The sequence below is a fragment of the Gordonia sp. NPDC003376 genome (assembly GCF_053589235.1).
Genome location: NZ_JBSFRM010000039.1, coordinates 14,345 through 37,002 on the forward strand (window position 1 = coordinate 14,345; position 22,658 = coordinate 37,002).

The following is a 22,658-nucleotide window of genomic DNA, read 5'->3' on the forward strand; positions in this document are numbered from 1 at the left end:
TGACCCGTATCCGGATCAGACATCGGCGCGCTCCGCGGCGATCTTGCGCAGGGCACCGGCGAAGACCTCCGGCGACTGGGCGCCGGACACCCCGTAGCGGCCGTCGAGGACGAAGAACGGCACGCCACTGATGCCGTAGGCACGTGCCTGCGCGAGATCGGCCTCCACGGCGTCGGCGTACTCCCCCGACTCCAGGCTCGCCCGCGCGGCGTCGGCGTCGAGGCCGATCTCGCCGGCCAGCTCCGCGAGGTCGTCGACGCGGCCGACGTGGCGTCCCTCGGTGAAGTAGGCCCTGAACAGTCGCTCGGCCATCTCGATCTGACGACCCTGCGCCTTGGCGTGATGAAGCAACTCATGGGCCTTGAGGGTCTTGGTGTGACGCAGCGCGCCGAAGTCGTAGTCGAGGCCCACCTCTGCGGCGATGCCGGTCATCTGGGTGAGCATCTGGTGGACCTGCGCCGGCGGCATACCCTTGTGCGCGGCGAGGAAATCCACCTCCGAGCCCTCGAAGTCGACCGGCGTATCCGGTGCCAGCTCATAGCTGTGATAGGTCACGGTGACGTCGTCGGCGAGGCCGGATTCGGCGAGCCCCGCCTCGAATTTCCGTTTGCCGATGTAGCACCACGGGCAGGCGATGTCGGACCAGATGTCGACGGAGATCGGACTCATGGACGGGTCAACGCCCCGGCGGTGCGTCGGATTCCGTCGGGTCCGATCCGGGTCTGCCCCCGGCTCTGCTCCCGGCCCGGCCCCCGGCTCTGCTCCCGGCCCGGCCCCCGGCTCTGCTCCCGGCCCGGCCCCCGAAACCAGGGGAAAGTCATCCTTCCCCCACCTTCACAACGCTCCCCGGGTTACAACCAGGGGAAGGCGACGCACCTAGGGGAAAGTCACCTTCCCCTGGTTTCAGCACGCACACCGGAACGCAAGCACGCACACCGGAAGCAAGCACGTCGGCACGCAGCCGCCACTCCAGCACGCCGGCACGTCACCAGCGGGCCGACGGACACGCACGCGCCCACCCCGCGCTCTCGGCAACCGGCCGACACCACAGACGCCGAAAGCCGGCCACCCCGTGGGGCGACCGGCTTTGGCGTCGAAACGCGAAGTGCGCGTCGGGTTCTGATCAGATCAGAAGCCCATGCCGCCCATCTCGTCGCCACCCGGCATGGCCGGAGCGGCGTTCTTCTCGGGCTTGTCGGCGACGACGGCCTCGGTGGTGAGGAACAGAGCCGCGATCGACGCAGCGTTCTGCAGCGCCGAGCGGGTGACCTTCACCGGGTCGTTGATGCCGGCGGCCAGCAGGTCCTCGTACACGCCGGTGGCGGCGTTGAGGCCGGTGCCCTTCGGCGAGTTCAGGACCTTGTCGGCGACGACGCCCGGCTCGAGACCGGCGTTGACGGCGATCTGCTTGGCCGGAGCCGACAGCGCAACCTTGACGATGTTGGCGCCGGTGGCCTCGTCACCCTCGAGCGACAGGTCGTCGATGGCGGGCTCGGACTGCAGCAGGGCCACGCCACCGCCGGCGACGATGCCCTCTTCGACGGCAGCCTTCGCGTTGCGGACGGCGTCCTCGATGCGGTGCTTGCGCTCCTTGAGCTCGACCTCGGTGGCAGCACCGGCCTTGATGACGGCCACGCCGCCGGCCAGCTTGGCCAGGCGCTCCTGCAGCTTCTCACGGTCGTAGTCGGAGTCGCTGTTCTCGATCTCGCCGCGGATCTGGGCCACACGGCCGGCGATCGCGTCGGCATCGCCGGCGCCGTCGACGATGGTGGTCTCGTCCTTGGTCACGACGATCTTGCGGGCGGTGCCGAGCAGCTCGATGCCGGCGCCCTCGAGGGACAGGCCGACCTCTTCGCTGATGACCTCGCCACCGGTGAGGATGGCGATGTCGGCCAGCATGGCCTTGCGACGGTCACCGAAGCCCGGGGCCTTCACGGCGACGGACTTGAAGGTGCCGCGGATCTTGTTCACGACCAGGGTCGACAGGGCCTCGCCCTCGACGTCCTCGGCGATGATCAGCAGCGGCTTGCCGGCCTGGATGACCTTCTCCAGCAGCGGCAGCAGGTCCTTGACGGTCGAGACCTTGCCCGAGACCAGCAGGATGTAGGGGTCCTCGAGGACGGCTTCCTGACGATCGGCGTCGGTCACGAAGTAGCCCGAGATGTAGCCCTTGTCGAAGCGCATGCCCTCGGTGAGCTCCAACTGCAGCCCGAAGGTGTTGGACTCCTCGACGGTGATGACACCTTCCTTGCCCACCTTGTCCATCGCCTCGGCGATCAGCTCGCCGATCGATGAGTCGCCGGCCGAGATGCCAGCGGTGGCAGCGATCTGCTCCTTGGTCTCGACCTCCTTGGCGCTCTTCAGCAGGGAGTCGGTGACGGCCTCGACGGCCTTCTCGATGCCGCGCTTCAGACCCAGCGGGTTGGCGCCGGCAGCAACGTTGCGCAGGCCCTCACGGACGAGCGCCTGAGCGAGGACGGTGGCGGTGGTGGTGCCGTCGCCAGCAACGTCGTCGGTCTTCTTGGCAACTTCCTTGACGAGCTCGGCGCCGATCTTCTCGTACGGATCCTCGAGCTCGATTTCCTTGGCGATGGAGACACCATCGTTGGTGATGGTGGGGGCGCCCCACTTCTTCTCCAGGACGACGTTGCGGCCCTTCGGCCCCAAGGTCACCTTGACGGCGTCGGCGAGGCTGTTGAGGCCCCGCTCGAGGCCGCGGCGGGCCTCTTCGTCGAACGCGATTTGCTTGGCCATGGGTAAGTGATCCTCCGGTAAAGGGGTGACACCAGGTGTACGGCCGGACTCGGTGCCCGCGACGGACGACCGGTGTGTCATGTGGGTACCGATCTCACCGTCCCGACCTGGCACTCGCAGTGCGTGAGTGCCAACGTCCGTTTTAGCACTCGACCATGCCGAGTGCAAGGTCGGATATGACGTCCGTCCCACGACCCACGCCCATGCGGGCGCCTCACCCCTTCGCGACCACCAAGGGCACCAGCTGTTCGTCGGCCGTCCACGAGCCGTGATGTCCGATCATCGTCGCCTCGAACGGTTCGCCGACGCTGCGCACGAGCACCGTCCGATCCCTGGCGACGGCCACCACATCCCCGATCCGCGGCACGACGGCCGGGGCCACCTCGGGCCCGAACCACCGTTCGTCGAGGGTCTGGGTGCGGGTGGCCACGCGGGCGTCGGCACCGACGCGCGCCTGCCAGGCCGCGACGAGGTCGGGAGCCGAGGCGGGGTCGGAGAGATAGAGGTGGCGCACCCGGGGTTCACCACCGATCGTGACGACCCCGTCGGTCAGGGCCTGCTCGGTGTCGAGGTCGATCCGACGGCCCGCGGCGATCATCCCGTGATCACCGGTCACTGCGAGCATCGCGCCCGGCGGCAGATCCGACGCGATGTCGGCGACCAGCGCGTCGATGTTGCGCAGCACCCTGCGCCACGACACCGACCCCGGGCCGTCGAGGTGTCCGGCGCCGTCGAGCTTCGGGTAGTAGGCGTAGACGAAGCGGCGTCCCGCCGACCGATCGGCCAGGGCGGCGGCGATCCCGACGCGAACCTCGTCCACGGTGGCGGCCGGGATGTGCGTGCCGGCAGCGCGAAACGCCGACCGCGTCAGACCGGTCCCGCGGAACTCGCCGGGCATCACGTAGGTGACGGCCACGCCCGCGTCGGCCAGGTCACCGAGCGCCCCGACCAACGGCGCGACCCGGTCGGGCGGATAGACCGCCGTGGCCGACTCGCCGTCGGAGCGGTCGAGGGTCCAGCGCAGTGCGTTGAGCAGTCTGGGCGGCCCCTCGACGCGGGAGTCGGCGTCGGGACGGAAGCTGTAGCCGATGATGCCGTGGATGCCGCACGGGACGCCGTCGGCCAGGCTGGTGATACTGGCCGCGGTCGTGGACGGGAAACCGGCGCGCAGCGTCGTCGCCCGCAGCGCGGTCAGTGTGGGTGCGTCGTCGGCGTACCGCTCGAGCAGCCGATCCCCCAGGCCGTCGACCAGGAACACCACCACGTCACGTGCGTCCACCTCCGGCAGCCCGGCACCTCCACCCCAGGATTCACCCAGGCTGCGGGCGGTCCACGGCAGCACGTCGGCGAGGGTGGGACGACCGGGCCACTGGGCGGGTAACAGTTCGGCGAGCGGCTCGGGGGCGATCGGCATAGGGGCCATCCTCTCATCCTCCGACGCCACCCCGAGACCATACCGAGACCTGTTGTGCAGGGTTGAAATCTGCGTGAGAACAACCCGTCCGCCGGTCTGCATACAGCTGTATACAGAAAGGGACCCATCCGAGGGACGACATCCGCGAGGAGCAATACCCTTGTCCGAGATCACTTTTGACGACCCGCTCGTCCAGCAGACATACCTGGCCATCGGCGAGAAGTCGCCGTTCGTCTACGGCCTGACCAACTACATCGCCGCCAACCTGAGCGCCAACGTCCTGCTCGCGGCCGGCGCCGGCCCGGCGATCGGCGCGGGCGCGGACTGGCCGGCGGTGTTCCCGGCGGGCGCGTCGGGTGTGTGGATCAACACCGCCGCGGTGATGAGCAATCCGGCCGAGGTGCTGCGCACCGTCGCGACGGTGGCCGGCGAGGCCGGCACCCCGTGGGTGCTCGACCCGGTCGCCCACGGCGCCGGCGCCGCCGAGTACGACGGCGTGGTGAAGTCCCTGGTGGAGTTGCGGCCGGCGGTCATCCGCGGCAACGCCAGCGAGCTGATCTCGCTGGCCGGGGGCGCCACCACCGGCAAGGGCGTGGAGACCACCGCCGGTTCCGACGACGCGGTCGAGCACATCGAGCGGCTCGCCCGCGACTCCGGCGCCGTGGTGGCGGTGAGCGGCGCCACCGACTACGTCACCGACGGCACGCGCACCGTCGCCGTCCCGGGCGGTGACGCCCGCCTGACCAAGGTCACCGGCGCGGGCTGCAGCCTGGGCGCCCTCACCGCCGGCGCCGCCGCGGTGATCGACGACGCCTTCCTCGCCGCGGTCACCGCGCATGCCGCCTATGCCCGGGCCGCCGAGCTCGCCGCCGCGCAGGTCGGACCCACCGGGGGCAGCGGCTCGTTCGCCGTGGCGCTGGTCGACGGACTGTACGCACTGGCGAACTGAGGTACTCCGCGATGCATCTCGCCGCTTTTCTGAACGCCGGACCGCAGGGCACCGTCGGCTGGCGCCACCCACGCGCCGGCGACGGCTTCCTCTCCGCCGCCCACTACACGAAGATCGCCCGTGTCCTGGAGGAGGCCGGCTTCGACCTCGCGTTCATCCCGGACTCCCTGGCCGTGCCGCGCAGCCTGGGCAATTCCTTCGACCCGGCGGTGCGCTGGGGCACCGGCACACCGCGTCTGGACCCGATCCCGGTGGCCACCATCATGGCCGCGGCCACCACCCACCTCGGTATCGCGGCCACCGCGTCGACGGGCTACCTCGAGCCGTACAACGTGGCACGTACCTTCGGCACCCTCGATCACCTCACCGACGGACGCTCCGGTTGGAACGTGGTCACCAGTTTCCAGGACGCCGAGGCCCAGAACTTTGGGCAAGAACGGCTCCCCGATCGGGCCACCCGATACGAGCGCGCCGAGGAGTTCCTCGAGGCCACCACCCGGTTGTGGGACAGCTGGTCCGATGACGCGCTCGTCCCGGACAAGGCGACCGGCGTGTTCGGCCGGCCCGAAGAGGTCGAGGCCGTGGACTTCCGGGGCCGTCATCTCGCCGTCCAGGGACCGCTCGGCGTGCCGCGCCCACCACAGGGCTATCCGGTCATCATCCAGGCCGGTGCCTCCCCCGCCGGTCGCGACTTCGCCGCGCGCTGGGCAGACGTGATCTTCTGCAGCCACGAATCGCTGGATTCCGCGATCGACTTCTACCATGACATCAAGCAGCGCGTCGCCGCACGCGGCCGGGATCCGCAGCAGGTCAAGATACTCCCGGCGGCAACCACGGTGGTCGGCGCCGACGCCGCGGAGGCCCGCGCCAAGCACGAGGCGTTCGTCGAGCTGGTCACCCCCGAGGCCGGGCTGTCGCGCATGGCCTATCACGTCAACGTCGACCTCACCCGCTACGACCTCGACGGCCCCCTGCCGTCGTTGGAGGAAGTCGGTGTGGAGGGCCACTATCGTGAGATCGTGGAGTTCGCCGAACGCGAGAAGCTGACCATCCGGGAGATCGGCCGCTGGTACGGCGCACGCACCGAGGGCGACATGGTCGGTTCGGCCGCCCAGATCGCCGACACCATGGAGACCTGGCTGGATTCCGGTGCGGCCGACGGTTTCATGGTGCAGGCGACACACGTCCCGGAAGCGTTCGAGGACTTCGCGTCTGAGGTGGTTCCGGAACTGCGCACGCGCGGTCTGCTGGCCGATGAACCCGCCGGCCCCACGTTGCGCGACCGCCTGGGCCTGCGCCGCCCGGAACGCGGTGAGTGGCGCAACCGGGCCGCATCGACGGCTCCGGTGGTGGTGGGCTCGTGAATGCGCCGTCCGCCCTGGTCGACGTCGCGTGGTTGTCCCAGAACGCGGCGTCGGTGGTGATCCTGGATGCGTCGATTCGACGCGGCGACGGTGAGGACGAACCCGCATTCTCCTCCGGCCGGACCGATTTCGAGGACATACACATCCCGGGAGCACGCTTCGCCGATCTGTTCGACGACTTCTCCGACCCGCACGATCCCCTGCCGTTCATGCGGCCGTCGGCAGCGCGGGTCGCCGATGCGCTCGCGCGCCAGGGCATCACCGATGGAACCGAAGTAGTGGTGTACGACCGGCTGACCGGCGCGTGGGCGGCACGGCTGTGGTGGGTGCTGCGGTCGTTCGGCATCCATGTGCGTGTCCTCGACGGCGGATTGACCGCGTGGGTCTCCGCCGGGCTGCCCACCGAGTCGGGTCCGTCCCGGCGGGTTTCCCCGGTGACCGCACCTGCGGTGCGGGATCATCCGGATCTGGTCGCCCGTCTCGACGAGGTGGCCGCGACGACCGGTCTGCTGGTGTGCGGGTTGCGGCGTGAGGAGTTCGACGGCGACCCCGCCGACCCGCGGTCGGGGCACATCCCGGGATCGGTGAGCCTGCCGTATGCGCAGACCCTGGACGACGCCGGGCGGCACAGCGCAGCGAACACCCGGGCCCTCGCCGACGAGGCCGGGATCGGCGGCGGCGGACCGGCCCCCATCCTGTACTGCGGCGGTGCGGTCAACGCGGCCGGTGTGGCCCTGGCACTGCACGAGATCGGTGTCACCGCCGTCCGGGTCTACGACGGGTCACTGTCGGAGTGGCGTGCGAGTCTGGAACGGCCACTGGCGCAAACGGCCTCATGAGCTCCCGGGACGACGTCTACGACATCATCCGCACCCGGTTGACCACCGGTTTCTACGACGCCGACGCCACGCTCATCCCGGGCACGCTCAGCACCGAGTTCGAGGTGTCCCGCACGCCGGTCCGGGAGGCGCTGGGCCTGTTGGAACGCGACGGCCTGCTGCGCAGCACCTCCCGCGGATTCGTACCGTGGGTGCGATCCGAGGAAGGGGTGCTCGAGATCTTCGAGGTGCGCGCCATCCTCGACTCGTCGGCTGCGGCAGCTGCCGCCGATCGTCGTACCGAGGCCGACCTCCTTCGGCTGCAGGATGTGTCGACGCGTTGCCGTGAGGTCACCGACGTCACCGATCTGCGCCGCCTGCTCAACGACTGGCACGACGCGGTCCGCGCCGCCGCCCACAATGCGACGATCAGCGCCCTGCTGCACAGGCTGGATGCACACGTGAAACTCGGGGCACCGTGGAAGCCCGACGGGTCGGTGGAGTCCCGGCCGGTCACCGAACGACTCGACGAGCACGAGGCCGTGGTCGACGCGATCGCCGACCGCAACCCCGACCTCGCACAGAAGTTGATGCGTGAACATCTCGCCCATGATCAGCAGGCCCGAATCCGGCAGGGATTCATCGGACGTCGGTGATACCGTTGGCGATCGAGCCCCCACCGCTGATTGAGCCGGGACCGAGCCCCCACCGCTGATTGAGCCGGGACCGAGCATCGCGAGGACCCGAGTCGAAATCCCCGCAGCCCGCGCTCGGGCGATAACCACGTCAGAGGTGCTCACGCTGGCGACATCGGCCACCCGAGGTTTCGACACGCCTCGTCGCTCCGCTCCTCACCGGCTCAACCACCAACTTGGCGTTGCTGATCGAGCCGGGACCGAGCCCCCACCGCTGATTGAGCCGGGACCGAGCATCGCGAGGACCCGAGTCGAAATCCCCGCAGCCCGCGCTCGGGCGGTAACCACGTCAGAGGTGCTCACGCTGGCAACATCGGCCACCCGAGGTTTCGACACGCCTCGTCGCTCCGCTCCTCACCGGCTCAACCACCAACTTGGCGTTGCTGATCGAGCCGGGACCGAGCATCGCGAGGACCCGAGTCGAAATCCCCGCAACCACTCGATGATTGAGCCGGAACCTGCGTATCGGTCCTCACTCGTCGGGCGGGAGCCCACCCACCTCGCGTGCGCAATCGATGGCGATCAACGACGCCGACAACCCGTCTGCGGTGAACACATCCCACCCGGTCAGACGAGCCCAGCGATCGAGACGGTACTTCGCGGAGTTCGCATGGACCTGCAGCCTCCCCGCCGCCCCGGACACCGAGAACCGGGAATCGGCAAAGGCCACCACCGTTTCGGCGAGATGGGGGTTGGTCCGGGCCACCCCGACGCCCTCGGCGATGACATGGGCGAAGCGATCGCGCTGGACGTGCAGCAGAGCCGCGGGCCAATGCGTGTCGAAGTCCACGACGGGACGTGCGGTGCTCGCGGCGGCGAGGGCGTCCAGTGCCGTCCGCACACCCCGTGCGGCGCCGCCCGCACCCACCCCTGGTGATCCGACACCGACCGTCCCGCCGACGATCTCACCGACGACGCCCGCGAGCTCGACGGCGTCGATTCCCTGCGCGATCACGATCGCCCGTTCCTGGGCATCCAGGGCACAATGCACGACGACCGCGTCGTCCCCGGAGAACCGTTCGTTGATCGCGTCGGCGTCGAGGGTCGTCGCCGACGCCGCACAGACCACCGCGTACACGCCGTCGACGACGAGGCCGAGCTGCTCGGCGACCGAGTTCACGGTGCGTTCCCCCGCATCGTCGGCGAGCAGCAGCGAGATGAGCCGGGTGCGCATCTCCTGCAGAGACACTCGCGCCTGCGCGGTCTGCGCGGCATGCGCCGCCGCAAACGACGAGCTGGCCCGGTGCACCCAGACCCACAGCAGACCCACCTCGGTCGACAGCGCGGCGGTCACATCGGGCCCCTGCCGGACCGCGCGGGTCAGGACGCTGTTCCACAGTTCGCGATAGACGACGTGATAGCCCTCGATCGCATCGAGCAGCGATATCCCGAACCGCGCCCGATCACGACCGAGCTCGGCGGCATGGCGAGCCCCTTCCTCGGTGGGCGACCGCCGATCACGCATCCCGGAGACGATCATCCGGATGCCCTGGGCACTGTCGGCCCGATGCCGGTCGAACGGAAATGCCTGATACGACGGGGCCTCACGACGGATCGCCGCCACCACGGTGTCGGTCAGGGCGTCGAGATCGGCATAGAGGTCCTCCCACAGCCGGGTGACCGCCGGATCCCGGTCCTTCGTGAAATCCACGAACTCCACACTCGTTTCTCTCGGGTTTCGGCATTCCGTCATACCCCATTCTCTTGGAATGCTGTGTGAGGTACAACACACAGTGCCCGTGGACGGCACTGTACAACAGCCCGCACAGGAGGTATCCCCGTGGTGACCCAGAGCCCGGCAGGTGACCGACCCGACCTCGCGATGATCCGACGCGCGACCATCACCGGGATGATCGGCACGGTCATCGAATGGTTCGACTTCATGGTCTTCGCCCTGATGGCGTCGACCGTCTTCAACACACTGTTCTTCAGCAACCTCGACCCGATGCCCGCGATGATCGCGTCGCTGGGCACCTTTGCCGCGGGCTTCCTCGCCCGCCCGATCGGCGGGGTCATCCTCGGACACTTCGGTGACCGTCACGGCCGCCGGCCGATGCTGGTCGCATCGATGGTGATCATGGGCGCCGCCACCCTGCTCATCGGCCTGCTGCCCACCTATGCGACCGTCGGCGCGGCCGCCCCGATCCTGCTTGTCGCACTGCGCATCGTGCAGGGAATCGCGCTCGGCGGCGAATGGTCGGGCGCCACCACCCTCATCCTCGAACATGCCCCGAAGGGGCGCCGAGCGTTCTACGCCAGCTTCGTCGCCTACGCATCGGGGATCGGCTTCCTCACCGGCCTCGGGTTCACCCTGGCCCTGCGCTCGGCGTTGTCCCCGGAGGAATTCCTCGCCTGGGGTTGGCGGGTACCGTTCATCGCCAGCGTCATCCTGGTCGGCATCGCCCTCTATCTGCGTACCCGAGTGGACGAGACGTCGGTGTTCGAGAAGGTCGCCGACGCCGACGTGGCGACCGACCTGCCGTTGCTGGCCACCCTGCGTGATCAATGGCGCACCGTGCTGCGCATCATCGGCATGCGCGCCGGCACCGCCGCCGTCGCACAGATCGTCGCGACCTTCATGCTGTCGTACGCGGTCCTGCAACTCGACATGACCACCAACGCGATGATGGGCTGTATCGCCGTCGCGTACATCATCATCCTGGCCACCGGATGGACCTTCGGGCTGCTCGCCGACCGGTTCGGCCGACGCCGGGTGTTCACTGCGGGCTGCGTCCTGCTGATCGTCGGCGCCTTCCCGATGTTCTGGCTGGTCGACACCGGCACATCTGCGCTGGTGACCGTGGGTCTGCTGATCGGTCTCACCTCCCAGTACCTGTGCAACCAGACCGAGGCCGCATGGCTGGCCGAGTTGTTCCCGCCCGAGGTCCGTTGCACCGGAGTCAATCTCGCCTACCAGATCTGCGTCGCACTCGTCGGTGGCACCGCACCGATGGTCGCCGTCCTCCTGCTCGAGACCGGCCACGGCTCATGGCCGATCGCCGCGACCCTGGTCGTCCTCGGTGTGATCTCCCTGCTGTGCACCCTCACCGCACGAGAGACCGTGCGCGACGACGATCTCGGTCCGGAGCCGGCCGAGCCGGTTCCCGCCGACCCGAGCTCGGCCGCGCCGCACATCCATTCGGTCACCCGCTGACCCGCCACACACGTTTCGAAAGGCATGCGATGACCCAGATCGATGACCGGGCCACCACCGCACCGACCATCCCCGACATCTCCGCCGAGCCACGCCGTCTGACCGGCATGGAAGCCCTCGTACAGGTGCTCGTCGAGCAGTCCCGGGCCGACCGCCGCCGGGGATTGCGCACCGGGGGCTTCGCATCCGGCTATCCCGGTTCCCCGGTCGCCAAACTGCACGATCTCCTGGAGAAGAAGAAGGACACCCTCGCCGACCTCGGCATCCACCACCGCCCCGGCCTGAACGAAGAGCTCGCCGCCACCGCCGTATGGGGAAGTCAGACCGTGGGCGGGGCCGACGACGCACTGGTCGACGGCGTCTTCGCGCTGTGGTACGGCAAGGCTCCCGGCGTCGACCGGGCAGCGGATGCCCTGCACCATGGCAACATCCGGGGATCGTCCCGCCACGGCGGTGTGGTTCTCGTCGCCGGTGACGATCCCAAACCCAATGCGACCGTGTATCCCAGCGACTCGATCCCGACGCTGGCGAGTTGGGGTGTGCCCATCCTGTTCCCCGGCACCGCCCAGGAGGTCGTCGACCTCGGTCTGCACGCCTATGCGATCTCCCGCGCCAGCGGGCTGTGGACCTGCCTCAAGATGGTGACAGCGGTCGCCGACGGTTCCGGTGTGGTCGTCGACTCCGATACCGACGACGCCGTGGTCCCGACCGTCGAGTTCGACGGCGCCCCCTTCGTTCCCACGTTGCGGCGCAACGAGGCGGGGATCGGCCTGGTCGAGGCAGAACGCGACATGGCGGCACGCCATGCCGTGGCCGCCGAGTACGCGCGAGTCAACGGGCTGAACCCGATTGTCGTCGGCTCGCCAGCAGACCGGATCGGGATCGTGGCTCCCGGCAAGACATTTCACGATCTCCGGAGCGCATTCGGCCGGCTGGGTCTCGACGACGCGGCGTTGGGTGCCGAGGGCATCCGGGTCAAGAAGGTCGCCATGCTGTATCCGATCTCGCCGGCCGAGTGGATCGAGTTCGCCGACGGTCTCGAGTCGATCATCGTCATCGAGGAGAAGCGACCGTTCCTCGAGGCCGCGCTCAAGGACGCCCTCTACGGTCGGCCCGATGCACCCCGGATCATCGGGAAGTCCGGCACCGCGGCCGCGGTGGTCCCCGGACACGGCGAACTGACCGCCCGGACGATCGCCTCGGGACTGCGGCAGGTGTTCGCCGATCTCGGCGTGGTCTGCCCCGAGCGCACCCCCATGCCCCGCAGCCACACCCCGACCCTGTTGCCGCTGAGCACCTCTCGTACGGGCTTCTTCTGCAGCGGATGCCCACACAGCACCGGACTCAAGGCCCCGGAAGAGGCGAAGGTGGGCGCCGGCATCGGCTGTCACCTGCTCGGCCTGCTCGTCGACCGCGACGAGTACGGTGACATCGACGGCTACACCCAGATGGGAGGTGAAGGGGCGCAATGGATCGGGATGGAACCGTTCGTGTCCACCGGCCATCTCATCCAGAACGTGGGCGACGGCACCTTCCACCATTCGGCGAGCCTGTCGATCCGGTGGGCCGTGGCATCCGGCGCCCACATGACGTTCAAGATCCTCTACAACGGCACCGTCGGGATGACCGGGGGTCAGGATGTGTCCGGCGGGATGGGTGTTCCCGATCTGGTGCGGAACCTGCGGTCCGAGGGGGTCGAGACGATCGTGATCACGACCGACGATCCGAGCCGGTACCGGAAGATCCGGCTCGCCCGCGGCGTGCAGGTACGACCCCGACGCGAGATCGTCGAGATACAGCGCCATCTCGCCACCGTCGACGGGGTGAGCGTCCTCATCCACGATCAGCAGTGCGCCGCCGACAAGCGCCGCCGACTCAAGGAGTCGGGTGCGCAGACCACCAAGCGGGTCGCCATCAACGACCGGGTCTGCGAGGGATGCGGCGACTGTAATGCCACGTCGCAATGTCTGAGCGTGCAGCCGAAGGACACCGAGTTCGGACGCAAGACGACGATCCACCAGTCCTCCTGCAACGTCGACTATTCCTGTCTGGACGGCAACTGTCCGTCGTTCCTGGTGGTCGACACCAGCAAGGCCGAACGTCCCCCTCTCGAGAGCCGGCGGCCACCGACCGTCCCGGCACCCGCGACGGCCGACGTCGACAGGTTCGCCGTGCACATGACCGGGATCGGCGGGACCGGCGTGGTCTCGGTGGGCGCGATCGTCGCACAGGCCGCCACCCACGAGGGAAAACGTTCCCGGACATTGGATCTCACCGGGTCGACGATCAAGGCCGGACCGGTCACCACCCAGGTGCAGATCTATCCGGCGGGGACACCCGAACCGACCGCGGCCATCGATGCCGGCTGCGCCGATCTGGTGTTGGCCTTCGACCTCCTGACCACGGTGACGCCGGAGAACCTCGCGACCATGGCACCCGATCGGACCATCGTGGTGGGTAGTACCAGCGTCGTCCCGACCGCACAGATGGCGATCGATCCGGCGGTGGGCTACCCGTCGTCGGATACGCTGTGCTCGGCCCTGGACGCCACCAGCCGGGCGGCCGACAACCGTTATCTCGATGCGCAGCGACTTGCCGAGGAACTGACCGGAAATCACATGGCGGGCAATGCCCTTCTCCTCGGTGTGGCCGTCCAGACCGGCGCGCTGCCACTGCGTCCCGAATCGGTGTGCAGTGCAATCGAACACCAGGGTGTGGCGGTACGTCAGACCCTGGATGCGTTCGCGTGGGGTCGGGCGATCGCGCACGACCGTTCCCTGGTCGACTCCACCCCGGGTTCGCAGACGCCGACCACACCGATCCACCCCGAGGTGGCTCGGCTCGGACTGCCCTCCGCGCTCACCGCGACGGTGGCCACCCGGTACACGGATCTGGCGGACTACCAGAGCCGGGTGTACGCCACCGAATACCTGGGCGTGATCGGCCGGATCGCCGAGCGGGATCGGCAGATCCCGAACACCTCATGGGAACTGACGACGACCGTCGCCGAACAGCTGCACCGGTTGATGGCCTACAAGGACGAGTACGAGGTCGCGCGCCTGCACCGGTTGTCCTCGGCGCGGGAGGCCGTCGAGCGGGAGTTCGGCAAGGGCGCGAAGGTGTCGTGGTCGCTGCACCCGCCGGTACTGAAGTCGCTGGGTATGAATCGGAAGATCACAGTGGGACCATGGTTCTCGGTGGCATTCGCCGGCCTGGCATCGGCCCGGTCGCTCCGGGGTACCAAGCTGGATCCGTTCGGCTACACCCTGATGCGTCGGATCGAGCGGGAACTGGTCACCGACTACCTCGCACTGATCGATGCACTCGTCGTACGGATGTCGCCGGACCGCTACGATGTGGTGTGCCGGGCCCTCGCCTCGCCGTCGCAGGTCCGTGGCTACGAGGAGGTCAAACTCGCCGGTCTGGTCCGGTATCTCGAGGACCGCACCCTGCTGGTGACCGAAGTCGGTGCGACACTGCCCGATTCGGATCTCGTATCCCTCGTCGCGAAGGCAGTGCACCGATGCTGACCACCGAGCTCACCCCCGACACCCCCACCGACGAGATCCATCCCGACGAGATCCATCCCGACGAGATCCACACCGCGCGGATCGTCGACGCATACCAGGGTGTCCCCGCCGGCCCCGGACGACGGTCGCCGAATGCGACCGGCCTCCAACCGCTTCCACCGGCGCTGACCGCTCTGGACCCCGCGCGTGCCTACCGCGTGCAGCATGCGGTGATCGATCGGATGGTCAGCGGTTGGGGCACTTCGGTGTGCGGATACAAGATCAGCTGTACCGGAGCGGCCGACCGGGCCCTGATCCACGCGCAAGAACCGGTGTACGGCACCCTCACCGGGGCGCACCTGCTCGATTCCGGCGCACGTGTCGGCCTCTCCGGCGCCAACGACCCCCTCGCCGAACCAGAACTGCTGATGAGGGTCGTACGCGCCATCCCGGACGGGATCTCGGTGTCGGCGTTGGCCGATCATGTCGAGGTCGCAGGCGGATGGGAGATCCCGATGTCCCGGTTCGGCGGCTGGTGGCCGGAAGGGAGACCTCCCGCGCACACGCTCGGTTCGCTGATCGCCGACAACGCGGTCGCCGGGTTCGTGGTCTGTGGGACCACCTGGCGACGGTGCACCGCCGCCGAGATCGACTCGATGACGGTCACGGTCCACACACCGAGCGGGGACGCGCACACCGGATCGGCGACGGCAGTGTGTGGCTCACCGCTACGGGCGGTGGTCTGGCTGCTCGGCAAGGTCCGAGCACACGGCCGGGACCTGGCGGTGGGTACGGTCATCTCGACCGGCACCTTCACCACACCCCTGCGCGCCCGACCGGGCACGCACCGCGCGACCTTCACCGGCCTCGCTGAGGTCGAGGTGACCTTCACCGCCACCCACGACGAGACGGGATCTGCACATCATGACCGATGAATACGACGGGATGCGGGTACTGATCACCGGCGGATCGGCCGGGGTGGGGCTGGCCACCGCGGACCTCCTCGCATCGCGAGGCGCGGCCGTGGCGATCTGCGGGCGCGACCCCGACCGCCTCGACGACGCGGTGAGACAGCTCGGCACCCACGGCACCACCGTGCTCGGACACGCGGTCGACGTCACCGATCCCGAGGCGCTGTCCGGCTGGATTCGTGGCGTCGACGAGGCCTGGGGTGGCATCACCGGCCTGGTCAACAATGCCGGAGTGCACACCGGTGGACGGTTCATGACGACCACCGATGAGCAGTGGCAGGCCGATTTCGAGCTGAAGCTGCTGGCAGCGATCCGGGCCATCCGACTGGCCGCGCCGTTGATCGGGCGCGCCGGCGGGGGGTCGATCGTCAACGTGCTGAGCATCTTCGCCCGTTTCCAGCCGGAGGGTTCGATGCCGAGCTCGGTCTTCCGCGCGGCCGGGCTGGCGATGACCAACGGTGCGGCGAAGGAACTCGCGTCGACGTCGGTGCGGGTCAACGGGGTCCTGATCGGATTCGCCGACAGCGATCAGTGGGTCCGATCCGCGCAGTCGCAGGGCATCAGCGTCGCCGAGCACGAGCGCCGGATGGTCGCCGAACTCGGTATCCCGATGGGGCGATCGGGCACATCGTCGGAGGTCGCGGAGGCGATCGGGTACTTCCTGTCGCCGCGGTCGTCGTATCTGACGGGTACCGCGGTGAATGTCGACGGCGGGTTGTCGCCGGTGATCTGAGTGGGCAGGCGTGCCGGTCGACCGCTACTCCGGCACGCCGACACTCACTTCCGATGCCTTGACCAGTGCGACGACGCGCGTGCCCTCGGCGAGACCGAGTTCTTCGGCGGCCTCCTTGGTGATCGACGAGGTGATGATCTGCTCGCCGCCGTCGATGCGGATCTTCACCGTCGCGTTGACGGCGCCGAGGGTCACCGAGACGACCTCGCCCGCGAGTTGGTTGCGGATGGACAGTTTCATGCCGGCTCCTTCATTCGGATGTGATCGGTTCCAGACCTACCAGGTCGTCGATCCCGGTGCGGGGCCGGCGCCCGATCTGGGCGCCCGACATCGCCGAAACCCGTCGCGCTTTAATGGCGCACCCGGGTTAAACCCGTGACCTGCACCGTTGTCGGCGGCGCATCCTTCACATGTCGACCTCCACCGAGCGATGGGGTTACATGGGGTTATCCGATCACCGCTTCACCGTGCACCCCTCGCGTGCACCGCGGTGGCGTCTGTATTCACGGACTCCGAAGGGACACTCCATGGCCATCCGCGTCGGGCTCAACGGCCACGATCCGGTGCTCTACCTGCTCTCGACACTGGGCATCCTCGAGGATCGTCTCGCCGCGATCGGCGAAGAGGTCGACTGGGTCGCCTACTCACCGGGACCGCGGGCACCGTGGCTGCTGGGCGATTCTCTCGACTTCGTCGGATGCGGTCAGACCCCGATGCTGTTCGCCCACGACGACGGCGTGGATGCGGTGTACGTCGCGTCGTCGCCGAATCGTCCGCGCCAGGGCGCTTTGCTCGTCCGCGCCGACGGACCGATCCACACACCGGCCGATCTCGCCGGCGAGAAGGTGGTCTACCACGCCTCGGCATGGACCGCGCAGCTGGTCGCCGGCGCCCTGGCGCAGGGCGGCCTGCGACTCGACGACGTGATCGCGGTCGAACCCGGTGGGGACCAGGATCTCGTAGATCTGTTGTCCGGCAATATCTCTGCCGCGACGATCATCGGCCCGCGCCTGATCCAGGCAGAGGAGACCGGTCTGGTCCGCCGACTGGTGCCCACGGACAGCGCCGTCTGCAACCGTCATCTGTTCACCACCACCCGCGGCTTCGCCACCGAGCGGGAGACCGTGCTGCGCGAGATCCTCACGTCGATGGAACTGGCCTGCCGCTGGGTGCTGGACCATCCCGAGGAGGCCGCGAGTCGGCGCGCCGCCGAAACCCGCTACGACGCCGCGACCTGGGGAGGCGACACCCGCACCTGGCTGCAGATCTTCCGGCGGATGCCGTGGGCGGTCGCACCGATCGACGACGCCTTCATCTGCCAGCAGGACCGGCACACCCAGCTGTTCGCCGACGCCGGTCTGCTCAGCGGAAAGGCCTCGGCACGAGACCATTTCATACCGTTGCTCGCCGAGGTCGTCCGGGATTGCGTCGACACCGCCCAGCGTCCGGTGGTGGCCTGAATGCCCAAGATCAACGTGTACCTGCCCGACGACCTCGCCCTCGAGATCAAGCAGGCGTCACTGCCCGTCTCGGCGCTGTGCCAGCGGGCGCTGCGGGCCGCACTCGACGAGGTCAACGCGGAACCGACGGACCGCACCGCAGAAGAGATCCCGCTGAGCCCGCACGTGGCATCCACGCTCAGCCTGTCGTACGCGGCAGCCACCCGGCGGGGATCGGATGCGGTCGCGTCCGAGGATCTCCTGCAAGGTCTCCTCGACGAGGAGGAGAGCCTGGTGCTCAAGGGAATCGAGCATCTCGGGTTCTCCCGCGCACTCATCCAGGAACAGCTCGACAAGATCGTTGTGACCGGCACACCACCCGGGTCCGACACCACGACGCTGGGACCGTCGGCACTCGACGTCCTGGCCATCGCACGCGCCGATGCCGAGGCCATGCGCACCGGCATCGTCAACGGCGGAAACCTCCTGTGGGCGTTGATGACCACCGAACACGGTGACAGCCGCGAGGTGCTGGAGGCGGTGGGACTCAACGCCGCCGTCGACCACCGTGTCCTCGGACTGATCGAGATCGGCTATTCCTACGGCCGCCACACCCGACAGAACCCCGCCACCGTGAGCCGCGAACTGGCCCGGATCAGTGCGCGCCTCGACGACATCGAGAAGAAGCTCGAGAGCCCCGAACGCGAAAGCCGCAGCGAGCAGTGACATGACCACCCTGATCACCGACGACACCCGGCGCGACCCCGACGCCGCACACACGCCCCCACCCCCGCCGTCCACCGTCCGCCGGTTCCGCCGGCCCCGAAGTGGGACCCCGCTGCTCGCAGGCATTCTCGGGGTCGTGCTGTTCCTGGGCATCCTCTGGCCGCTGGTCATGCTCCTCGTCAGCGCATTCCGGTCGGGCACCCCGCTGGAGGCCGCGAGCTGGACCCTCAGCGGGTTCTCCGCCCTCGGCGAGAACCTCGGACGCGGTGGCGCCCTGCTGAACTCGATCGCGCTGGCCGTCGCCACCACGATTCTCGGCGTGGGGCTCGCACTGGGTCTGGCGCTGCTCGAACGCACCAACTCCCGGGGTCGCGTCCTCATCCGTCCGCTGGTCCTCATCTCGGTGAGCACCTCGGCGATGTTCTACGCGATGGGCTACTCCCAGCTCGCGAACGGCTACACGGGCCTGCTCAACGTGTGGATCAGGGACCTCACCGGGCACGGGCCCGTGATCGACATCGAATCCTGGTACGGACTCATCCTCGTCGACTCGCTCCACGCATCGGCGTTCGTCTACCTGTTTCTCGTCGGTCCGGTCGCCAAACTCAACGCCACCTACGAGGAGGCGGCCGCGATGAGCGGCGCCGGGCAGTGGCGGACGCTGCGCACGATCACCGCCCCGCTGCTCACCCCGATCCTGTTGTCGGCCACACTCGTCGGGTTGGTCTCGGGCCTGCAGTCGTTCGACGGGCCGCTGATCCTGGGCGGACCCGCCGACCTGAGTTTCCTCGGCACCCGCATGTGGTCGTTGATCAACGACCACAACCCGCCGCTCTACGCGCAGGCCGGGGCGATCGCCGTGGTCGTGCTGGTCGCCCTGCTGGCCCTCACCGCCGTCCAGACCCGGATCCTGCGACACCGCACCTTTGTCTCGGTGACCGGAAAGAACTTCCAGGGCGCACACTGGGACCTGCGTGGTGCACGCGGTGTCGGTGGGGTCGCGATCGGCCTCTACGCGATCCTCGCGGTGGCGCTGCCCTTCCTGGCCCTCGTCCTCACCTCGTTCCAGCCCTTTCCCGGTGTGTGGCAGGGACTCTCGCTACGCAACTACGAACTGCTCGGGGACAACCCCAACGTCGGGCCCGCGGTGACCAACACGATCGTCATCTCCGCTGTGGGTGGTGCGGTCGCGACCGTTCTCGCGGTGACGATCGCGACGCTCGTCCCCCGGATCTCCCGGTGGGCGGCGGACGGGCTCCGTGCAGTCACCATCATCCCGCTCGCCATGCCCGGCATCGTCGCCGCGATCGCCGTGAGCTGGGCCTATGCCGCGGTCCCCGGTCTGCGCGCCCTCTACGGAACCATCTGGCTGATGGTCATCGCCGTCACCGTGGCGGTGCTACCGGTCACCGTACAGATCGCCGCGGGGGCCACCGCCCAGCTCGGTGGTGACCTCGAGGAGGCTGCCCGGATGTCGGGGGCGGGCCCACTGCGGACCCTGCTCACCGTGACCCTTCCGCTCATCCTGCCCAGCTTGATCGGCTCGTGGCTGATCTCGGCGGTCCTGATCTCGGGCAACCTCGATGCACCGCTGATCCTGTCCGACCAGGACACCCAGACCCTCTCGACCCTCACCTATCAGATGTTCAGCAACCAGAACCAGGGTCAGGCGGCGGCGTTGCTCACCCTGCTGATCGCCGGACTGCTGGTTGCCGGTCTGGTCATCGGTGCGCTGCACCGGATCACCGTCGCGCAGTTACGGCGGCCGGCCATCGTGTCGGCAGACCGGTCCCTCTCCTCACCTGCAACCCCACCCGCAGAAAGTCTCGGCATCGAATGAGCGGCATCGACATCATCGACGTCACCAAGGCGTTCAACGGCAAGACCGTGCTCGACGAGGTCACGATCTCCATCGCCGAGGGCGAGTTCGTGGCGTTGCTGGGACCGTCCGGATGTGGCAAGACCACCACCTTGCGGACGATCGCCGGCCTCGAGAGCCCCGACAGCGGAACGGTCGTCATCGACGGCCGGTCCGTCGACGACCCGGCCCGCAGGCTTCATGTCCCAGGCACATCGGCGCGACATCGGCATGGTCTTCCAGAGTTACGCGCTGTGGCCACACATGAGCGTGGGCGGCAACGTGGGCTACCCCCTGCGCTCACAACGGGCCCCACGCCGGACGATCCGCGCATCGGTTTCCGCCGCACTGGAACTGGTCGGCCTGGGTGGCTTCGAGAGTCGCTCGGTGTCGTCGCTCTCGGGTGGGCAGCAACAGCGAGTCGCCCTGGCCCGCGCCCTGGTCAGCAATCCGACGGCGCTGCTGCTGGACGAGCCGCTGTCCAATCTCGACGCCGAACTGCGCACCACGCTGCGCAGCGAGTTCCGTCGGATCCAGCGGGAGGTGCCGCGCACCACCGTCTACGTCACGCACGACCGGATCGAAGCCCAGACCCTCGCCGACCGGGTCGTCGTGATGGTCGACGGTGCGGTGATCCAAACCGGTTCGCCCACCGAGGTCTTCGGCTCACCCAAGGACGAGCAGATCGCCGGGTTCGTCGGCTACGACAACATCGTCCCCGCTTCGGTGTCCCGAGTGCACGACGGTCACGCCACCGTGCGTCTGAACGACACCGCGACCGACCCCGTCGAGTTCCGGGCCCTCTCCGGCACCTCGGATATCGCGGGTGGGGACGTCGCGGCAGTCGCATTCCGCAGCAGCAGTGTGACATTGCATGCACGCCCCGACCTGGCCCACGGTCCGACGCTGCCCGGCGTCGTCGTCGACGCCGTACGGCTCGCCGACCGGTTGGAGTGTCTCGTGTCGGTCAACGGACGCACCCTGCGCGCCGACGTCTCCGCCACCCGCCACCAGTCCGTTCCCGAAGTCGGCCAGCACATCTGGCTCGAAGTCGATCCCGACGCAGCAGTACTCGTCGCAACCACCCCCTGAACAGGAGAACAAGTGAAGATCATCAAGTGGCGCCCCCTGGGCCTGGCCCTGCTCAGCGCCGCCGTCCTGGCCGCGGCCACCGGATGCAGCTCGGATGCGAACAGCGCGGACGGGACGCCCACCTCGTCGGTCGCCCTCGACCCTGCCGCCACGGCGAGTCTCGACGAGTTGTACCAGGCCGCGAAGAAATCCGGCGACACCACCGTCACGCTCTACACCGCGTACGCGTCGTCGAGCCCCACCGAAGGGTTCGGCAAGGTCCTGCGCGAGTTCGAGGCGGCCTACCCCGGGATCACGGTGAAGGAATCGCTGTACTCGGGGGCGCAGCTGTTCACCCGGGTCGACGGCGAGATCGCCAGCGGCAAGCAGGATGTCGACGCCGTGCTGAGCGGCCCGAGCGACGTCGGGTACTTCATCGAGAAAAACGCCCTCGAACCCTACGCACCCCCGACCGCGGCCGACGTCCCCGCCGACCTCCGCGACCCCGACAACCGCTACGTGGTGCCGTTCCAGAGTCTCTTCGGCCTGGTCTACAACACCACCAAGATCAAGGAGGGCGAGGCACCGACCACGCTCGACGAGGTGTTGTCGGACAAGTACAAGGGCCAGGTCACCTTCGGCCAGCCGGTCGGGACGTCACCGACGAGTTTCGCGTTGAGCACCCTCGCCTACAACAACGCGATCTCGGATGCGACCCTGCAACGCATCAACGCCCAGATCCCGCTGTCGGATCGCAACGCAAGTGTCGTCGACGCCGTCAACGACGTTGCGCAAGGCCGATATTCGATCGCCTTCTGGGGTCCGAGCCAGGTGGCCGCGATCCAGCGGGAGAAGGGCGCACCGATCGCGGTGGGCAACCTGACCGATGCGCGGGTGCTCAACGGCCCGGGTTTCGGGATCGTCAAGAACACCGACGCCCTCGATGCCACCAAACTGCTCGAGGCCTGGCTGTTCACCGCACCCGGTCAGCAGGCCATCGCCGCCTACGCCTACAACTACGGAACGGTTCCGGGATCACCTGCGCCGAAGGGATTCCCGAGCATCGCCGACTACACGCTGCGCACCGTTCCGGCGACTGAATTCGCCCCGCTGCTGAACCAGGATGCTGCTCGGTGGCAGGCGATCTTCGGCCCGCCCAAGTCCTGACGCCCACCCGCACCTCCCTGCCGACCAGAAGGAGAA

Annotated in this window: 18 protein-coding genes and 1 pseudogene; 14 read left to right on the forward strand and 5 right to left on the reverse strand. The window is 68.5% G+C overall.

The features are described 5' to 3' along the window. Positions 1-15: 15 nt before the first annotated feature. The 3 genes from ACWDUA_RS23795 to ACWDUA_RS23805 all read right to left on the reverse strand — a co-directional run bounded on the left by ACWDUA_RS23795 (position 16) and on the right by ACWDUA_RS23805 (position 4,168). Positions 16-669, reverse strand: coding sequence for a DsbA family oxidoreductase (locus ACWDUA_RS23795; RefSeq protein WP_449753492.1), 654 nt, complete (start codon positions 667-669; stop codon positions 16-18). A gap of 459 nt (positions 670-1,128) precedes the next feature. Next, positions 1,129-2,754, reverse strand: a complete 1,626-nt coding sequence (gene groL / locus ACWDUA_RS23800; RefSeq protein WP_449753493.1) for a chaperonin GroEL — start codon at positions 2,752-2,754, stop codon at positions 1,129-1,131. Positions 2,755-2,968: 214 nt separating this feature from the next. Further along, the gene (locus ACWDUA_RS23805) at positions 2,969-4,168 is read right to left on the reverse strand and encodes an alkaline phosphatase family protein (RefSeq protein ID WP_449753494.1); all 1,200 of its coding nucleotides are present in this window, start codon (positions 4,166-4,168) and stop codon (positions 2,969-2,971) included. Positions 4,169-4,328: 160 nt separating this feature from the next. Here ACWDUA_RS23805 and ACWDUA_RS23810 point away from each other — a divergent pair, with 160 nt between their 5' ends. Genes ACWDUA_RS23810 through ACWDUA_RS23825 form a run of 4 tightly spaced genes read left to right on the forward strand, consistent with a single transcriptional unit; the run spans position 4,329 to position 7,955 of the window. Continuing rightward, positions 4,329-5,117 (forward strand): hydroxyethylthiazole kinase, encoded by a 789-nt coding sequence (locus tag ACWDUA_RS23810; RefSeq protein WP_449753495.1) that lies wholly within the window; start codon positions 4,329-4,331, stop codon positions 5,115-5,117. An 11-nt stretch (positions 5,118-5,128) separates the two neighbouring features. After that, positions 5,129-6,481, forward strand: a complete 1,353-nt coding sequence (locus tag ACWDUA_RS23815) for an LLM class flavin-dependent oxidoreductase (protein WP_449753496.1) — start codon at positions 5,129-5,131, stop codon at positions 6,479-6,481. Beyond that, entirely contained in the window at positions 6,478-7,320 is an 843-nt protein-coding gene (locus ACWDUA_RS23820) for a sulfurtransferase (protein WP_449753497.1), read from the forward strand. Before ACWDUA_RS23815 ends, ACWDUA_RS23820 begins: the two co-directional genes overlap by 4 nt. Next, complete coding sequence (locus ACWDUA_RS23825) at positions 7,317-7,955, forward strand: GntR family transcriptional regulator (protein ID WP_449753498.1); 639 nt, start codon at positions 7,317-7,319, stop codon at positions 7,953-7,955. Before ACWDUA_RS23820 ends, ACWDUA_RS23825 begins: the two co-directional genes overlap by 4 nt. Before the next feature lie 511 nt (positions 7,956-8,466). Here the strand turns inward: ACWDUA_RS23825 and ACWDUA_RS23830 are convergent. Then, positions 8,467-9,645 carry a helix-turn-helix domain-containing protein gene (locus ACWDUA_RS23830; protein WP_449753499.1) on the reverse strand — a complete coding sequence of 393 codons (1,179 nt, stop codon included), beginning with the start codon at positions 9,643-9,645 and terminating at the stop codon, positions 8,467-8,469. A gap of 132 nt (positions 9,646-9,777) precedes the next feature. Here ACWDUA_RS23830 and ACWDUA_RS23835 point away from each other — a divergent pair, with 132 nt between their 5' ends. Genes ACWDUA_RS23835 through ACWDUA_RS23850 form a run of 4 tightly spaced genes read left to right on the forward strand, consistent with a single transcriptional unit; the run spans position 9,778 to position 16,361 of the window. Further along, positions 9,778-11,148: an MFS transporter gene (locus ACWDUA_RS23835; RefSeq protein WP_449753500.1), complete on the forward strand. Its 1,371-nt coding sequence runs from the start codon at positions 9,778-9,780 to the stop codon at positions 11,146-11,148. A gap of 29 nt (positions 11,149-11,177) precedes the next feature. Next, positions 11,178-14,678, forward strand: a complete 3,501-nt coding sequence (locus tag ACWDUA_RS23840; RefSeq protein ID WP_449753501.1) for an indolepyruvate ferredoxin oxidoreductase family protein — start codon at positions 11,178-11,180, stop codon at positions 14,676-14,678. Continuing rightward, complete coding sequence (locus tag ACWDUA_RS23845; protein WP_449753502.1) at positions 14,672-15,592, forward strand: 2-keto-4-pentenoate hydratase; 921 nt, start codon at positions 14,672-14,674, stop codon at positions 15,590-15,592. Before ACWDUA_RS23840 ends, ACWDUA_RS23845 begins: the two co-directional genes overlap by 7 nt. After that, positions 15,582-16,361, forward strand: a complete 780-nt coding sequence (locus ACWDUA_RS23850) for an SDR family oxidoreductase (RefSeq protein WP_449753503.1) — start codon at positions 15,582-15,584, stop codon at positions 16,359-16,361. The genes ACWDUA_RS23845 and ACWDUA_RS23850 overlap by 11 nt, the downstream gene beginning before the upstream one ends. Positions 16,362-16,385: 24 nt before the next feature. On the opposite strand, the gene ACWDUA_RS23855 is transcribed toward ACWDUA_RS23850, so the two are convergent. Further along, on the reverse strand, positions 16,386-16,601 hold the full coding sequence (locus tag ACWDUA_RS23855; RefSeq protein ID WP_449753504.1) for a TOBE domain-containing protein: 216 nt from the start codon (positions 16,599-16,601) through the stop codon (positions 16,386-16,388). 287 nt (positions 16,602-16,888) lie between these two features. Between ACWDUA_RS23855 and ACWDUA_RS23860 the strand changes: the two genes are divergently transcribed. From ACWDUA_RS23860 to ACWDUA_RS23885, 6 genes and pseudogenes are all read left to right on the forward strand, one after another. Next, positions 16,889-17,821, forward strand: coding sequence for an ABC transporter substrate-binding protein (locus ACWDUA_RS23860; protein ID WP_449753505.1), 933 nt, complete (start codon positions 16,889-16,891; stop codon positions 17,819-17,821). Then, the gene (locus ACWDUA_RS23865; protein WP_449753506.1) at positions 17,822-18,526 is read left to right on the forward strand and encodes a Clp protease N-terminal domain-containing protein; all 705 of its coding nucleotides are present in this window, start codon (positions 17,822-17,824) and stop codon (positions 18,524-18,526) included. Position 18,527: 1 nt separating this feature from the next. After that, positions 18,528-20,366, forward strand: coding sequence for an ABC transporter permease (locus tag ACWDUA_RS23870; protein WP_449753507.1), 1,839 nt, complete (start codon positions 18,528-18,530; stop codon positions 20,364-20,366). After that, positions 20,363-20,563, forward strand: a pseudogene (locus ACWDUA_RS23875) (ATP-binding cassette domain-containing protein); the annotation flags it as partial. The gene ACWDUA_RS23870 and the pseudogene ACWDUA_RS23875, both read left to right, overlap by 4 nt. 22 nt (positions 20,564-20,585) lie before the next feature. Continuing rightward, positions 20,586-21,476: an ABC transporter ATP-binding protein gene (locus tag ACWDUA_RS23880; RefSeq protein ID WP_449753508.1), complete on the forward strand. Its 891-nt coding sequence runs from the start codon at positions 20,586-20,588 to the stop codon at positions 21,474-21,476. A 12-nt stretch (positions 21,477-21,488) separates the two neighbouring features. Continuing rightward, positions 21,489-22,622: an ABC transporter substrate-binding protein gene (locus ACWDUA_RS23885; RefSeq protein ID WP_449753509.1), complete on the forward strand. Its 1,134-nt coding sequence runs from the start codon at positions 21,489-21,491 to the stop codon at positions 22,620-22,622. Positions 22,623-22,658 lie beyond the last annotated feature (36 nt).

Bases quoted from the DNA above. Each gene is read 5' to 3' on its own strand.
- ACWDUA_RS23795 (WP_449753492.1), bottom strand. From the start codon at position 669: ATGAGTCCGATCTCCGTCGACATCTGGTCCGACATCGCCTGCCCGTGG.
- groL (WP_449753493.1), bottom strand. From the start codon at position 2,754: ATGGCCAAGCAAATCGCGTTCGACGAAGAGGCCCGCCGCGGCCTCGAG.
- ACWDUA_RS23805 (WP_449753494.1), bottom strand. From the start codon at position 4,168: ATGCCGATCGCCCCCGAGCCGCTCGCCGAACTGTTACCCGCCCAGTGG.
- ACWDUA_RS23815 (WP_449753496.1), top strand. From the start codon at position 5,129: ATGCATCTCGCCGCTTTTCTGAACGCCGGACCGCAGGGCACCGTCGGC.
- ACWDUA_RS23825 (WP_449753498.1), top strand. From the start codon at position 7,317: ATGAGCTCCCGGGACGACGTCTACGACATCATCCGCACCCGGTTGACC.
- ACWDUA_RS23840 (WP_449753501.1), top strand. From the start codon at position 11,178: ATGACCCAGATCGATGACCGGGCCACCACCGCACCGACCATCCCCGAC.
- ACWDUA_RS23845 (WP_449753502.1), top strand. From the start codon at position 14,672: ATGCTGACCACCGAGCTCACCCCCGACACCCCCACCGACGAGATCCAT.
- ACWDUA_RS23850 (WP_449753503.1), top strand. From the start codon at position 15,582: ATGACCGATGAATACGACGGGATGCGGGTACTGATCACCGGCGGATCG.
- ACWDUA_RS23855 (WP_449753504.1), bottom strand. From the start codon at position 16,601: ATGAAACTGTCCATCCGCAACCAACTCGCGGGCGAGGTCGTCTCGGTG.
- ACWDUA_RS23860 (WP_449753505.1), top strand. From the start codon at position 16,889: ATGGCCATCCGCGTCGGGCTCAACGGCCACGATCCGGTGCTCTACCTG.
- ACWDUA_RS23865 (WP_449753506.1), top strand. From the start codon at position 17,822: ATGCCCAAGATCAACGTGTACCTGCCCGACGACCTCGCCCTCGAGATC.
- ACWDUA_RS23870 (WP_449753507.1), top strand. From the start codon at position 18,528: ATGACCACCCTGATCACCGACGACACCCGGCGCGACCCCGACGCCGCA.
- ACWDUA_RS23880 (WP_449753508.1), top strand. From the start codon at position 20,586: ATGTCCCAGGCACATCGGCGCGACATCGGCATGGTCTTCCAGAGTTAC.